Origin of the sequence: Aeromonas enteropelogenes (genome assembly GCF_000819845.1) — a bacterium.
In the GTDB taxonomy this organism is placed as follows: domain Bacteria; phylum Pseudomonadota; class Gammaproteobacteria; order Enterobacterales; family Aeromonadaceae; genus Aeromonas; species Aeromonas enteropelogenes.
This window is the reverse complement of sequence record NZ_CDCG01000037.1, coordinates 310,573-324,373: the sequence shown is the minus strand read 5'-3', so window position 1 is coordinate 324,373 and position 13,801 is coordinate 310,573. Positions and strand designations below refer to the sequence as shown.

Genomic DNA, 13,801 nt, shown 5'->3' with positions numbered 1-13,801 from the left:
GGTAACCCGCCAGGATCGGCATGGCCCTGATTTGGATCAGGGCCACTTGGCTTCATCTCCTTGATCTGCAACTTATCCTGACAGAATCGTGCGCCAATAAAAACCCCGCCGAAGCGGGGTCTTGTTCATCATCGGCATCTATCAGTTGCGGTTGCCGCCGAGCAGGCTCAGCAGGCTCAGGAAGATGTTGTAGATGGAGACATACAGGGTCACGGTGGCGGAGATGTAGTTGGTCTCGCCGCCGCGCACGATCTGCTGGGTAGTCAGCAGGATGGCGCCGGAGGAGAACAGCATGAACATGGCGGACAGGGCCAGGCTCAGAGCGCTCATCTGCAGGAAGATGTTGGCGACCATGGCCACCAGCAGTACCCAGAAACCGACGAACAGCATGCCGCCGATAAAGGAGAGATCACGCTTGGTGGTCAGGGCATAGGCAGAGAGGCCGAAGAAGGTCAGCGCGGTACCACCCAGCGCGGTCATCACGATCTCGCCGCCGCCATTGTTCATGTACATGTTGATGATGGGGCCCAGGCTATAGCCCAGCAGACCGGTCAGGGCGAAGGTGAACACCAGACCCATGCCGTTGTTGCGGTTCTTCTCGGTCAGGAACATCAGACCGTAAACGCCGATGAGGAAGATGGCCCAATGCAGGGGCGGCATGTTCATCACGGTTGCGACCCCCGCCACCACGGCAGAGAAGCCCAGAGTCAGGGAAAGCAGCATATAGGTGTTACGCAGTACCTTGTTGGTATCGCGTACGGCACTTTGGGTGCCTGTGTAGATAGAACGGGTATCCATCTTGGTGTCCTCTTGATTTCCGGGTGAAGCGGCAAATTCCGCTTCGTTCATCGCATTGTATGCACTGAAGGTTGGGATGACGAGTGCTGATTTCAAGCGACACCCCAGCTCATTGCCTCCTACTATCCCAAAACAAATATGTATTGCATATGAACAAGGGCTTGACGTAGTATGCACGCCGTTCGGAGGGGTGGCAGAGCGGCTGAATGCACCGGTCTTGAAAACCGGCGATGGGCGACCATCCGTGGGTTCAAATCCCACCTCCTCCGCCATATTGACGAAAAAGCCCGGTCGATGATTCGACCGGGCTTTTTCGTATCTGTGATTCGGGGCAGGGTGGCCCGGCGCGCCAGGGCGTCAGGCCAATCTGCACTCAGTGCGGCTGGTGATGCAGCATGCCAGCCGCCACCATCGCCGTGGTGGCCACGGCGCTGCAGCGTGCCGAGTCCGCGCAGCCTTGCGAGGTGCCGGCGCTCTGCGTGTCACGTTGGTAGACGGGGACCCCCTCTTTGATCGTCTCCTCGACCCGGATATCGGCCAGGGTCTCGGGTTTCACCTTGAGCGGGTTGGCCGAGAGCACCACCATGTCCGCCAGCTTGCCCACCTCGAGAGATCCCTTGTTGCGCTCCTCCTTGTATTGGGTCGCCGCCCACAAGGTCTGGGCTTTCAATCCTTCCAGCGCGGAGACCCGCTGATCCGGTCCGATGGGGCGGCCGGTGCGGCTGACCCGGTTGACGGTCGCATAATAGACCCGCATGGAGTCAGGCAGTGCCACCGGCGAGTCGTGGTGGGAGGTGAAGATCATCCCCAGCTCGCGCGCCCATCCGGTGGGGGAGATATGTTGCGCCCGCTCCTTGCCGAGCACTGAGTCACTGTGCCAGTCCCCCCAGTAGAAGGTGTGCATCGGGAAGAAAGAGGGGAAGATGCCGAGCCGCTGGAACGAGGCGACCTGATCCTTGCGGGCGGTCTGGGCATGGATGGCGACGAAGCCGCGATCCGGCTTGCCATGCTGTTTCTCGCTGGCCTCCACCCCCTTGATCAGCTGATCGATGGCGGCATCCCCGTTGACGTGGGTCAGCAGCTGCCAGCCGTTGCGCTGGGCCAGTTCGATGTAATGGGCGGCCTGCTCGTCGCTCATGCTGGGGTAGCCTTTGTAGCCGGCCTTTTGTCCGGCAGGGGGGACGAAATAGGGTTGGGTCAGCCAGGCGGTCTTGCCCTGGGGGGAGCCATCGAGATTGAGTTTGGCCCCTGCGACCCGAAAGCCGTTCATGTACTGCTGGGCGTAGTAGGGCGGGGCGATGACATCCCGCGCGATCTGGATATCGGGATAGGCCGCCACATCGAGGGGCAGCTTCTCTTTCTGGGCCAGCTGGTACATGGTCTTGACGGCGGATGAAGAGGCGCGCCCCTCTTGGGCCGTGGTGTAACCGAAGCTGGCGTAGAGCGCCATGCCCGCCTTGAAGATCGCCTCGTTCTCCTGGTTGTTCAGCTTGGCGAACATCGGCAACAAGGCGCCGAAGAAGGCGGTCTCCTCCAGCACGCCGTTCGGGGTCTTGCCATCCGCTTCACGGCGGATCTTGCCCCCTTCCGGATCCTTGCTCTGCGGGCTGAAGCCGGCCAGCGCCAGCGCCTTGCTGTTGAGGGTGGCGAGGTGGCCGGACTGGTGGATGATGATCACCGGCAGATCCTCTGAGACCGCATCCAGCTCCTGACGGGTGGGGTGGCGTTTTCCCTTGAGCTGGGAGTCGTCATAGCCAAATCCCAAAATAATCCCGTGCGCCTTGTTTTGCGGTTTGGCGACCCAGTCGCGCAGCCCTTGCTGCAGCTCCGCTATGCTGGTCACAGCGCCATCGGGCGGGGCCAGCAGGTTGGCCGAGAGCGCCTGGATGCCGGTGTTGAAGACGTGACCATGGCCATCGATAAAGCCCGGGATCAGGGTCTTGCCCTGCAAGTCGACCACCCGGGTCGCCTCATCGCGCAGCTTGAGGATGTCGGCCTCGCTGCCCAGCGCCAGAATGCGGCCATTCTTGATGGCCAGCGCCTCGGCCGTCGGCGCCGCGTCGTTGACGGTGACTATGTCGCCCCCGAGGTAGATGGTCTGGGCGGTGGGTTTGGCGGGGCTGACGGCATAAGCCGAGCTGGCGGCCAGCAGGGCGATGGCGATGGGGGCTAGTTTCATCTGGCATTCTCCGTGCGCGTTGTCGGTGCACCTTGTCCGTGCAGATTGTCCATGTAAAGAATGACCCGGGAGGGTGACGGTACCCTGTCACGCAACAGGGCGATCACGTCCCGACCGGGCAGGTTTGCTTCGCAGCAAATGAATGAATATACAAGGAATTACCCTGCTCAAAAGTGATGCTGCAGCCAAATTGACCGATTTCATCATAAACGCGGCGGGGGGGCCACCAGGCTCCCCCGCCGTTTCCTTTTCCGGCATTTTCTCATGCTGGCAGCCCTGTTTATGACTCAGTGGGCCACTCCCGATAGTTGGCGAGGCGATAGCCCCGTTTGGCGATGAGTGGCGGCAGGGCCGGGTCGGTCAGGATGGCGAGCTCGGTGAGGCGGGGTTGGCAATAGGAGCTGCCCTGCATCTCCAGATCAATGAAGGAGGGGTGGCACATGATCTCGAGGGAACTGGCCCCAAGTTCATCAGCCTCGTCCAGCAGCTGCAGCAGGGTGTCCCGGGTCAGCTGCTCCCCGTAGAAGCGGGCGTCAAACTGATCGCAGCTCAGGGTATGGTGCACGCTCAGGCCATGGCGGGCAATCTCGCTGCGGTCGATGCGAAGGGGCAGTCGGTGCTCCATGGCAAAGGCCTCCACCAGCGGGTAGAGGGTCGGCAGCATATGCACATGGTGGTGGCTGTCGATATGGGTGGGCGCCTTGCCAAAGAGGGTGATAAAGCGCTGGTACTGGCTTGCCAGCTCACAGCGGACCTCCTCTGGGTCGAGGGTGCCCGCCTCGCTCTTTTGCCAGATCCCCTTGTCCAGCATCCCCTGTTCGTTGACCAGGCAGGTGAGCGGGGTGAGCGGGCGTCCCCAGCTCAGCATGAAGTGCAGCCCGACCGGCAGCTCGGGGAAGCGCCCGGCCAGCCAGGCGGCATGTTCAATGGCCGGGGAGGTCACGATGGCGGTGGTGGAGCTGACGACGCCTTGAGTGAAGGCCTCGATGATGCCGTAGTTCTGGGCGCGGCACAGACCGAAGTCGTCGGCATTGATGATCAATCTCTTGCTCATGACGGTTCTCTTCCTTTCAGGCGCCCCGCTCGTAATCAAACGGGGCGCGATGGTCTCAGGCGAGGGCGTCGATGGCGGCAGCGAAGTTCGGCAGGTGTTCGCGGTGGGCCAGCAACAGCTCGCGGGCAACGAGGCGGGCATCGTTGTCGGAGTGAATGAGCGGGTTGAGGTTCATGGCGAGCAGCAGATCCTCCATGTTGCCGCTGATGGCGGCTTGGGAGGCGGCGATCTCGAAGCTCTTGATGAGGTGTACCAGACCATTCACCTTGTCGTCAAAGCGGGTGAGACGGGGGTGGGGGATGGCGCCATCACGTCCGATCCGGCAGGTCATCTCCACCGTCCAGTCGGCCGGGATATTGGTGACATGGCCCTGGTGGGGAATGATGACATAGTGTTCGCTCTGCTTGTCGTTGTAGATGGCGCTGATCACCTCGCAGGCGGCATCCGAGTAGTAGGCGCCGCCGCGCAGCTCCAGCTCCTTGGGTTTTTCGCACAGCTCGGGGTTCTGGTAGAGATCGAACAGCTTTTTCTCGACCTCCTGCACCACCTGGGCGCGGGCTCCGCCCTTGTAGAACTCGCCCATCTCGATCCCCAGCATCTCCTTCTCCTTGAAGTAGTAACGCAGGTAGGAACAGGGGAGCAGACGCAGCCCGCGGATGAGGCTGGCATCGAAGGGGAGGTCGAAGATGTTCTTGACCGAGCTGGCGCGGGTCAGGGTGCCGTCGGCTACCCCTTCCAGCAGCTCGTCGAAGCGGGACTCACCGTTCACCAGCACGTCGCCGATGAAGACCAGGTGGTTGAGGCCGAACAGATCCATGGAGAGGTGATCCTGCTCGGTCAGCTTCAGGGCGTCCTTGACGAACATCTTCATGCCGACCGGGATGTTGCACACCCCGACAAAGCGGCGGAAGTTGGTGTGGCGGTGGACCGCCTCGGTCACCATGCCGGCCGGATTGGTGAAGTTGATGAGCCAGGCATCCGGGCAGAGCTCCTCGATGTCACGGATGATGTCGAAGATGACGGGAATGGTGCGCAGCCCCTTGAACAGGCCGCCGGCGCCGTTGGTTTCCTGCCCCAGCATGCCGTGGCTCAAGGGGATGCGCTCATCTTTTTCTCGCGCCTGCAGCTGGCCGACCCGCAGCTGGGTCGTCACGAAGTGGGCGCCTGCCAGCGCTTCACGGCGATCCAGGGTCTTGTGCAGCGTCATGGGGATGCCGGCCTGGCGGATCATCCGCTGGCACAGACTGAAGATGATGTTCAGTTTCTCTTCGCCGGCGGGAATGTCGACCAGCCACAGCTCGCTGATGGGCAGCTCGGCATAACGCTTGATGAAGCCATCGACCAGTTCCGGGGTGTAGCTGCTGCCGCCGCCTATGGTGACTACCTTGATCTTCTCGTTCATAAATCCCTCTTTCATCTTTCTCTATCTGGTTGAACAGGGGCCGCTCTGCTCTGGCGCCGAGCCAGGGATGAGCGGGGCCGCAGCCGCCTGATGCAGGGGCTGGTCAAAATGGGCGAATTGTTATCTAACTCACTGTTTTACATCGGTAACAGGGCCCCGCCTCAGGCAGGGGTTTCAAATTTCGGGTAGAGATATTTGCGATAGCTCCCCGGGGTAAACGAGGTCAGTTTCTTGAAGTTCTTGATAAACAGGCTGACGTCGTTGTAGCCGGTCTCGAAGGCGATGTCGGCCACCGAGTTGTTGGTCACTTCCAGTTGCATCTTGGCGTAGTTGACCCGGATCTCGTTGATGATCTGCATCGGCGTCTTGTTGTAGTAACGCCGGGTGGCCCGGGTCAGGTATTCCTGGCTCTTGCCGCAGAGGGAGACCATGTTGGCCAGCGCATCTTCGGCAAAGAGGGGACGGTTGTGCATCTTTTCCACTGTCTCGTGGAGCCAGAGGGGGAGATCCTCGCTGGCGGAGGCCTCCTTGTAGTGACGCAGCCGGTTCATCACCGCAAAGGTCACCACCTCGAGAAATTCGGTCAGCGCCTCTTCGCGAAAACCGGGGGAGACCAGCACCGATTCTATGTAGCTGAGAAACTCGCTCTTGAGCTGATAGGCCTGGGAGGCGACGAAGTGATCCGGCAGCAGGTATTTGAAGTGCTCGTCAAAGTAGCTGCGGCTGATCCCGACGTTGAAGATGCGGGTGGTGCCGAACTCGTAGAAGCTCTGGTGGCTGGAGCCCAGCGGGATGAAGACCACGTCTCCCCGCTCCAGCAGCACCCGCTTGCCATTGACCTCCTGATAGTAGCGACCGGTCAAGACCAGGGTGAACTCGTAATAGTCGTGCTGGTGCAAACCGGTTCCGCTCACCTGTTTGTTGTAGATGAACATGTGGAACGGTTTGTTGTTGAACAGCTCGGTTTCCCGGATTGTCTTGACGCTCATGAGTCGCTTCCTGATCTGCGAACCTATGGCGGGGCAGGGTGCCCCGCCTTGGGATTACTTGCTCTGCAGCTTCTCGTGCAGCTCGATCAGCTCGCTGATCAGCTCACGGGCCAGCATGGAGGTCATCAGGTGATCCTGGGCATGCACCAGCACCAGGGTGACCGGGATCTTGCCTTCCCCCTGATCCCCCTCGATCAGCTGGGTCTGCACCAGGTGGGCGGCATTCAGTGCCTCGCGGGATTGGGCCATCAGCTGGTGGGCGGCGGCCAGATCCCCCTCCTTGGCTTTCTTCAGGGCGGTATAGGCCAGGCTGCGGGCCTGCCCCGAGTTGATGATGAGCCCCATCACTACCTCTTCCAGATCGCTGGCGGTATCGCTCTCTGCGGGGATTTGATCCAGATCGAACATGTTTGCTTTCTCCTTGATTGAAACCGGTTAATTGAAGCCATGGTGACGGGCGACGTCGGCAAACCAGTGACCGCTCTTCTTGATGGTACGCTGCTGGTTTTCGAGATCGAGGCGCACCAGGCCATAGCGGTTTTTATAGGCATTGAGCCAGGACCAGTTGTCGATAAAGGTCCAGAGGTGATAACCGCGACAGGCGCTACCCTCCTCGAGGGCGCGGTGCAGCCACTCAAGGTGCCCGCGGATGAAGTCGATGCGGTAGTCATCTTCCACCCGCCCTTGCGGGCCGATGAAGCGCTCCTCCCCCTCGACTCCCATGCCGTTCTCCGAGATGTAGCAGGGCAGGTTGCCGTAGTTGATCCGCAGATCGGTGAGAATGTCGTAGATCCCTTTCTCGTAGATCTCCCAGCCGCGATGGGGGTTCATCTTGCGCCCCGGCATCTCGTAATAGTCGAAGAGATCCTCCGGGGTGCGGGGCGTGCCTGACCAGGGTTCGTCCTTGGCCTTGACCCGGCGCGGCTGGTAATAGTTGATGCCGAGCAGATCCACCTTGCCGGCGGCGAGCAGCGCCTTGTCCCCTTCCGCCACCTGGGGCAGCAAGTCGTACTGCTCCAGCAGGGCGATCAGCTCGGGGTCGTAGCAGCCCTTGAGGGCCGGGTCGAGAAAGCTCTTGTTGAGCAGCAGATCCGCCCGGCGGGAGGCCAGCAGATCGGCAGGCTCCCGGGAGCGGGGATAGGTTGGCGTCAGATTGAGGATGATGCCAATTTCGCCATCCTCCTGGCGTGCCCGGTAGGCCTGCACCGCGCCGGCATGGGCCAGCGCCGTGTGGTAGGCGACGGTGACCGCCCGGCCAAAATCGACCACGCAGGGGTAGTGATGGTGACCCAGGTAGCCACACTCGACCGGCACTATGGGCTCGTTGAAGGTGAACCAGTGCTTGATGCGATCGCCAAATAGGGCAAAGCAGTGGCTGGCGTAGTGGATGTAGGCGGCGACCACTTCCCGGCTCTCCCAGCCGCCACGCTCCTGCATGCACATGGGCATGTCGAAGTGGTAGAGGTTGATGAGCGGGGTGATCCCCTCGGCCAGCAGGCGGTCAAACACAGCGTTGTAGAAGGCGACGGCCTCGGGGTTGATCTCGCCGGTGCCATCCGGGATCAGCCGTGACCAGGAGATGGAGGTGCGAAAGCTGTTGTGGCCCAACTGCTTGAGCAGGGCGATGTCGCTCTCGAAGTGGTCGTAAAAGGTGGAGGTATCGGTCGGGCCTATGCCACCGTGAAAGCGCTCCGGCGCGATGGCAAACCAGTGATCGAAAATGTTGGCGGACTTGCCGCCGCGAGCGGCGGCGCCCTCCATCTGTGGTGCCGAGCTGGCACTGCCCCACCAGAAGTTATCCGGAAAACGATACTGCATACTGCGTTTCTCCAAACTGGCGGGAGGAGCCGGGCTCCTCCCGCGCGTGTCGTCAGAACTTCAGAGCCTGAGCGATATCTTCCTCGCTCTCTTCTTCCTCTTCGATGACGTTCTGGGCCTTGTTGGCGATGATGACGAACGGCACATACATCATGGTGGCCACCCCCAGGTTGAACAGGGCCAGCAGGAAGGCCGCCACGCTGCCGTTGGTGTTGAAGAAGGCCCCCAGCCCCGCCGGCATGGTCCATGGCGCCATGTTGGTGATGGGTGGAATGAACCCCGTGTAGTAGGCAAACAGGGTGATGCCCGTCAGTACCGGCTGCACCATCACGAAGGGGATGAGCAGCACCGGGTTCATGATGACCGGCAGGCCGAACAGGATGGGTTCGTTGATCTGGAACATGCCGGAGGGCAGGCCCAGCTTGGCGACCTGACGGTAGTCATCGCGGCGGGAGACCATGAAGATGGCCAGGATGAGGCCGAGGGTCGCACCGGTACCACCCAGATAGATGTAAGAGTCGAGCATCGGCTTGGTCCAGACATGGAACTCCTTGCCGGCGGCCAGCGCCGCTTCGACCGAGCCGTACTGGGTGTAGAGCGCCACGTTCTCCAGAGTAAATGGCACCAGGATGCCGTTCTCGAGGGCGGAGAGCGCCAGGGAGCCGTGTACCCCGAAGAACCAGAGCAGCGGGGAGAAGAGCACATAGACCCAGCCCACCAGGCCACCCATGCTGGCCAGCGGCGTGGAGATGGTATCCATGATGAGCTGGTGGAAGTTGGTGCCGGCGTTGCCGAGCAGGTAGGCAATTACCCCCATGATGGAGAGGATGATGAAGCCCGGGATCAGCGCCGAGAAGGAGCGGGAGACGGAGCCTGGCACGCTGTCGGGCAGGCGGATCACCCAGTTGCGGCGCACGATGAAGGTGAACATCTCGGCCACGGCGATACCGATCAGCATGCCGGAGATGATGTTGGCGCCGCCCAGCCAGTTGGCACCGACGGCGTAGGCCTCACCGACGCTGAACGGAGTGACCGTCATGAAGGCGGCAACCGACAGCAGACCGGCGGCGAGCGGGTCAACCTTGCGCTCTTCCGCCAGCGCCATGCCGATGAAGAAGGGGGTCATCAGGGACATGATCCCCAGGGTACCGTTGTAGACGCTGCCCCCTATACTCTTGAAGCCATCCAGGGTGGCGATGGTGGCGGGATCGAGCCGCACCCCCATGGAGTAGAAAAAAGAGCCCTCGCCAAAGCTCAGAAACACGTTGTTGATCAGCACAAACATGGCCCCGGCGAGCGTCAGGGGCATCAGTTTGATAAAGCCGTTCTTGATGGCATTGACGTGAGGCTGTTTGCCCAGCTTCACGGCAATCGGCAGGATTGCCTTCTCCATCGATGCGATAAGGTTGCTCACATCCCTCTCCTTACTGTGCGCTGTGCTGCTTGATGGCCGCGACGGCCGCCTTGAGAACACCCAGACCGTCCACTTTTCCGTACAGGATGGAGTCGATCACCTCGACCGGCTTGCCCGGCAGCTGTTGCTGGATTTCCGGCAGCATGTAGGCGATTTGCGGGCCCAGCAGGATCAGATCGGCATCGACCCCCTTCTCGGCGGCCAGGGTCTCCGGATAGGCATCGATCACCACGGGGACATCATATTTTTCTGCCTGCGCCTTCATCTTCGAGACCAGCAGTGACGTGGACATCCCGGCAGAGCAAAACAGGTAGATGTGCTTCTTTTCCATAACCATTCCCTCAACGCTTGAAAATCAAATGAACAAACCGGTCGAGACGGCGGCGAGTCGCGCTGCAAGCCTTGATCATCTCCAATTGACCTTATTGTATCGACACATCCTGTTTGACTGGTATTTCGTGGTCTAAATCAATTGTCTTTGGTTGACCAAGTGATCTGCCGCTCTTCACAGTTTTCGATGTGCCATGATTGGAAAAAAGACGATATAACGAAGATAAAAAGAGAGGTTGATGATTTATTTTATTTAAATCAATTAATTATGTGTTTTCTGTGGGTCGTTGACCTGCTTTGCTAGAAAAATGCGAAATTGTCTTCACCGGTTCAAATTCACAAGCTAATGCAATCTGATTGATATTCCTGCCAGATCTTTCAGATCGTCTGAATATCACTCAGATGGGGTTTTATTGACCTCGCGTTAATGAGGAATCAACCAGAGAGGTGGTCTCGGTCAGGGCGCCTGAAAGGTGAGAGAGGGGCAAAAGAGATAATAAGGAAGAGTGACAAGCGCTAACTGGCAAAGAGCGGGAGAGGCTGCAGAAAGCGGGACAGGCAAAACAGAGCAGTCGGTGAAGCAAGCAAAGCGGCTCAGATAAAGAAAGCTGAGCCCGTAGAGGAGGGAAACGCCTTGGCTTGCGTTCTCTCTCCCCCCTGAAAAGGCCAAGGCGCCAAGGCGAGAGAAAAGAAGCGGCCCCGGTACAAAGTGCCGGGGCCGCTGGTCGTCTCTTGCAGGGCGCAGACGCCAGTATGTCAATGTTGGTGAATTATCCCACCAGACCCATCGCCTGGGGCAGTGCCATCGAGATAGCCGGCACATAGGTGACCAGCAGCAGCACCAGCGCTATGACCGCGAAGAAGGGCAGCAGCGGCTTGATGACCCCCTCAATCTTGATCTCCCCAATCTTGCAGCCGGTGAACAGGATGGGGCCGACCGGGGGCGTGATGGTACCGAGGGAGAGGTTGAAGATCATCATGATGCCGAACTGCACCGGATCCATGCCGAACTGGGTGCAGATGGGCAGGAAGATAGGGGTGAATATCAGCACTGCCGGGGTTGGGTCCATGAAGGTGCCCACCAGCAGCAGCACCAGGTTCATGATCAGCAGGATGATCAGGAAGCTGTCGGTGAAGGAGAGCAGGCCGGAGGCGATCAGGGCCGGTATCTTGGTGAACGCCATCACCCAGGACATGATGGAGGAGGCGGCCAGCATCAGGATCACGATGGCCGTCATCTTGGCGGTCGCCAGGAAGATGGCTGGCAGGTCGGCCGCCTTGATGTTCCGGTAGCAGATGCCGAGCACGAGGGAGTAGACCACGGCAATGGCAGAGGCCTCGGTGGCCGTGAAGATGCCGCCCAGGATGCCGCCAATGACCACCACTATCATCATCAGGCTGGGAACCGCATCCAGCAGCAGCTTGAGATGCTGACCCTTGAGGGAGTTTTTCTCCGCCACATAGCCACGACGCTTGGCGATGAAGCCCGCTACCAGCATGACCCCCAGTCCCCACAGGATGCCGGGGACATATCCTCCCATGAACAGGGCGGTAATGGAGACGCTGCCTGCCACTGTGGCATAGACGATCAGGGAGTTGCTGGGGGGGATCAGCATGCCGGTCGGGGCCGAGGCAATGTTGACCGCGGCGCTGAAGGCGGGATCGTAGTTATCCTTCTTCTGGATCGGGGACATGATGCCGCCGATGGCCGCTGCGGAGGCGACACCGGACCCACTGATGGAGCCAAATAGCATGTTGGCGACCACGTTGGTCTGGGCCAGGGGGCCGGGCAGGAAGTTGCTGACGATCTTGGCGCAGTTGATCAGCCGGATGGCGATGCCGCCATTGTTCATCAGGTTGCCGGCCAGGATGAAGAAGGGGATGGCCAGCAGGGCGAAAGAGTCCAGGCCGACGAAGACTCGCTGGGCCGAGGTCAGGATGGCGCCATCAAACGGCAGGATCATCGCCATAGCCAGGAAGGAGGAGAGCCCGATACTGATGCTGATGGGGGTGCCGATGAACAGCAGGATAAACGCACCGATGAACATCACCAGCGCAACAACAACCGCAATATCCATGGTTACACCTTTTGCTTGAAGGAGAATTGCTTGGCCAACCCGTACTGGTTGTACAGGCAGTAGAAGACAGCCAGCACGCCGCTGATGGGAATGGCGGCATAGATCACCCCGATAGGGATCTGCAGCGCGGAGTCGAGTTGCCCCATCTGGCGATTCATGCCGATATAGCCACCCACTGTCAGGACCAGCAGGGCAAAGGCCGTGGTGGCCAGCTCGCCGATCATCTCCATCAGGATGCGCACATTGTGGGGCATGCGATCGCGCATGAAGGTGATCGCCATGTGCTCACGCAGACCGAAGACGTAGGCGCCCCCGATCAGGACCAGCCAGATGAACAGGTAGCGGGAAAGCACTTCGCTTACGGCACTGGGGCTGTTGAACAGATAACGAGTCACGACCTGATAGGTGACCAGCAGCGTCATCACCCCCACGAGGGCGATGCAAAAGTAGGAGACGGCAAGATCCACTTTCTGCTTGATGCTGGTCAGGGTGGCGCAGAAGCCCTTCTGAACAGCGGGTTCACTTGGTGCAGAGAAAGGAGTCGGTTGTTCAGTGGGTTTCATGACTGATCCTCATAAAAGGGGCTGCGATGGCAGCCCCTGGCAACAAGCGGCATTAGTTGGCCAATGCGCGGATCTTGCTGAAAATGTCTTTCTGTTCCGGCGTGGTCAGCAGGGTCTCCTGCAGCGGCTTGCAGCGAGCCTGGAAGGGGGCGATATCCACCTCGGTAAAAGTGGCGCCCTGGCTGGTAGCAGTCTGCTTCGCGCTTTCCAGTGCCTGGCTGAAGAGGTCAAACTCGGTCGAGGTACTCTCCTTGGCCAGCTTGCGGAAGGTGGCCTGATCCGCGGCATCCATCTGGCTCAGGAAGTTTTCGTTGACCACCAGCAGGTCGGCCACCATCACATGACGGGTATAGGAGAAGTGTGGCGCCACCTCGTACTGTTTCAGGTCGGCATAGGTGATCTCGTTATTCTCGGCACCATCCAGCACCCCTTGCTGGATGGCTGAGTAGACCTCGCCCTGTCCCATGGGCACACCGGTTCCCCCCATGCAGCCCAGCATCTTGACCATGGTGTCGGACTGCATGACCCGGATCTTCTTCCCTTTCATGTCTTCGGGGGTCTTGATGGGGGCTCCCTTGACATACATGCTGCGTGCGCCGGCGGTATAGGCGGTCAATACCTCGAAGCCGTTGCCCTTGGTGGAGCTGAACAGGGCATCCAGGGTTCCGCCGGTGAACACTTTGTGCTGGTGCTCGGGGCTGTCATAGATGTAGGGCATAGCCAGTACGGAGAAGTTCTTGTTGAAGTTCTCGACCAGGGGGTTGGCGACCACCGCCAGCTGGATGGCGCCGGACTGGACCAGCTCCAGCGCGGCACGCTGATCACCCAGCAGCTCGTTCGGGTGGATCTCCAGCTTGTATTTTCCGCCGGTGGCGGCTTCCAGTTTCTGGCTGAAATCTTCAAGGGCCTTGTACTGGGGGTTGTTTTCGGACTGGTTGAACGCTGTTTTCAAAATCACGGGACCAGCAGCCTTGCTGTCTTCACCACATCCAGTCAAAAACAGACCAGCGGCTACAACAGTGCCAATAAGAGACAACTTGGGCAGAGCATTCTTCGTACGCATGTGTAACCCCTCTATGGGTTGGTTATCTTGATGGTGTTCATGCTACGTGAATCCGGCACGATTTCAGTGATCAAACTCAAAATAATGAAATGGTGTTTCTATTTTGTGAGAAT

General features: G+C 59.7%; 12 protein-coding genes and 1 tRNA gene. 1 reads left to right on the top strand and 12 read right to left on the bottom strand.

What is annotated here, in order from left to right; all coding sequences use genetic code 11:
* Window positions 1–141: 141 nt before the first annotated feature.
* Window positions 142–798, bottom strand: coding sequence for a Bax inhibitor-1/YccA family protein (locus BN1123_RS14285; protein WP_026457102.1), 657 nt, complete (start codon window positions 796–798; stop codon window positions 142–144).
* A 184-nt stretch (window positions 799–982) separates the two neighbouring features.
* Here BN1123_RS14285 and BN1123_RS14280 point away from each other — a divergent pair.
* A tRNA-Ser gene (locus tag BN1123_RS14280) sits at window positions 983–1,070 on the top strand.
* A 101-nt stretch (window positions 1,071–1,171) separates the two neighbouring features.
* Here the strand turns inward: BN1123_RS14280 and BN1123_RS14275 are convergent.
* From BN1123_RS14275 to BN1123_RS14225, 11 genes are all read right to left on the bottom strand, one after another.
* Window positions 1,172–2,977 (bottom strand): amidohydrolase, encoded by a 1,806-nt coding sequence (locus tag BN1123_RS14275; protein ID WP_042027765.1) that lies wholly within the window; start codon window positions 2,975–2,977, stop codon window positions 1,172–1,174.
* A gap of 280 nt (window positions 2,978–3,257) precedes the next feature.
* The gene (gene chbG / locus BN1123_RS14270) at window positions 3,258–4,031 is read right to left on the bottom strand and encodes a chitin disaccharide deacetylase (protein ID WP_042027761.1); all 774 of its coding nucleotides are present in this window, start codon (window positions 4,029–4,031) and stop codon (window positions 3,258–3,260) included.
* A 55-nt stretch (window positions 4,032–4,086) separates the two neighbouring features.
* Complete coding sequence (locus BN1123_RS14265) at window positions 4,087–5,433, bottom strand: 6-phospho-beta-glucosidase (RefSeq protein ID WP_026457345.1); 1,347 nt, start codon at window positions 5,431–5,433, stop codon at window positions 4,087–4,089.
* A gap of 161 nt (window positions 5,434–5,594) precedes the next feature.
* Window positions 5,595–6,422 (bottom strand): transcriptional regulator ChbR, encoded by an 828-nt coding sequence (gene chbR / locus BN1123_RS14260; protein ID WP_026457346.1) that lies wholly within the window; start codon window positions 6,420–6,422, stop codon window positions 5,595–5,597.
* Window positions 6,423–6,476: 54 nt separating this feature from the next.
* The gene (gene chbA, locus BN1123_RS14255; protein ID WP_026457347.1) at window positions 6,477–6,830 is read right to left on the bottom strand and encodes a PTS N,N'-diacetylchitobiose transporter subunit IIA; all 354 of its coding nucleotides are present in this window, start codon (window positions 6,828–6,830) and stop codon (window positions 6,477–6,479) included.
* Between the two features lie 27 nt (window positions 6,831–6,857).
* A complete protein-coding gene (locus BN1123_RS14250) occupies window positions 6,858–8,240 on the bottom strand; it encodes a glycoside hydrolase family 1 protein (RefSeq protein ID WP_042027757.1) in 1,383 nt (460 codons plus the stop codon).
* A gap of 52 nt (window positions 8,241–8,292) precedes the next feature.
* Complete coding sequence (gene chbC, locus BN1123_RS14245) at window positions 8,293–9,654, bottom strand: PTS N,N'-diacetylchitobiose transporter subunit IIC (RefSeq protein WP_042027756.1); 1,362 nt, start codon at window positions 9,652–9,654, stop codon at window positions 8,293–8,295.
* A 10-nt stretch (window positions 9,655–9,664) separates the two neighbouring features.
* On the bottom strand, window positions 9,665–9,985 hold the full coding sequence (locus tag BN1123_RS14240) for a PTS sugar transporter subunit IIB (protein WP_026457940.1): 321 nt from the start codon (window positions 9,983–9,985) through the stop codon (window positions 9,665–9,667).
* A gap of 769 nt (window positions 9,986–10,754) precedes the next feature.
* Window positions 10,755–12,062, bottom strand: a complete 1,308-nt coding sequence (locus tag BN1123_RS14235; RefSeq protein WP_042027755.1) for a TRAP transporter large permease — start codon at window positions 12,060–12,062, stop codon at window positions 10,755–10,757.
* Between the two features lie 2 nt (window positions 12,063–12,064).
* Window positions 12,065–12,625 (bottom strand): TRAP transporter small permease, encoded by a 561-nt coding sequence (locus tag BN1123_RS14230; RefSeq protein WP_082037549.1) that lies wholly within the window; start codon window positions 12,623–12,625, stop codon window positions 12,065–12,067.
* A 52-nt stretch (window positions 12,626–12,677) separates the two neighbouring features.
* On the bottom strand, window positions 12,678–13,688 hold the full coding sequence (locus BN1123_RS14225; protein ID WP_042027753.1) for a TRAP transporter substrate-binding protein: 1,011 nt from the start codon (window positions 13,686–13,688) through the stop codon (window positions 12,678–12,680).
* Between the last annotated feature and the right edge of the window lie 113 nt (window positions 13,689–13,801).

Excerpts from the sequence above, each read along its gene's own strand:
- BN1123_RS14285 (WP_026457102.1), bottom strand. The coding sequence starts at position 798 with ATGGATACCCGTTCTATCTACACAGGCACCCAAAGTGCCGTACGCGAT.
- BN1123_RS14275 (WP_042027765.1), bottom strand. The coding sequence starts at position 2,977 with ATGAAACTAGCCCCCATCGCCATCGCCCTGCTGGCCGCCAGCTCGGCT.
- chbG (WP_042027761.1), bottom strand. The coding sequence starts at position 4,031 with ATGAGCAAGAGATTGATCATCAATGCCGACGACTTCGGTCTGTGCCGC.
- BN1123_RS14265 (WP_026457345.1), bottom strand. The coding sequence starts at position 5,433 with ATGAACGAGAAGATCAAGGTAGTCACCATAGGCGGCGGCAGCAGCTAC.
- chbR (WP_026457346.1), bottom strand. The coding sequence starts at position 6,422 with ATGAGCGTCAAGACAATCCGGGAAACCGAGCTGTTCAACAACAAACCG.
- chbA (WP_026457347.1), bottom strand. The coding sequence starts at position 6,830 with ATGTTCGATCTGGATCAAATCCCCGCAGAGAGCGATACCGCCAGCGAT.
- BN1123_RS14250 (WP_042027757.1), bottom strand. The coding sequence starts at position 8,240 with ATGCAGTATCGTTTTCCGGATAACTTCTGGTGGGGCAGTGCCAGCTCG.
- BN1123_RS14240 (WP_026457940.1), bottom strand. The coding sequence starts at position 9,985 with ATGGAAAAGAAGCACATCTACCTGTTTTGCTCTGCCGGGATGTCCACG.
- BN1123_RS14235 (WP_042027755.1), bottom strand. The coding sequence starts at position 12,062 with ATGGATATTGCGGTTGTTGTTGCGCTGGTGATGTTCATCGGTGCGTTT.
- BN1123_RS14230 (WP_082037549.1), bottom strand. The coding sequence starts at position 12,625 with ATGAAACCCACTGAACAACCGACTCCTTTCTCTGCACCAAGTGAACCC.
- BN1123_RS14225 (WP_042027753.1), bottom strand. The coding sequence starts at position 13,688 with ATGCGTACGAAGAATGCTCTGCCCAAGTTGTCTCTTATTGGCACTGTT.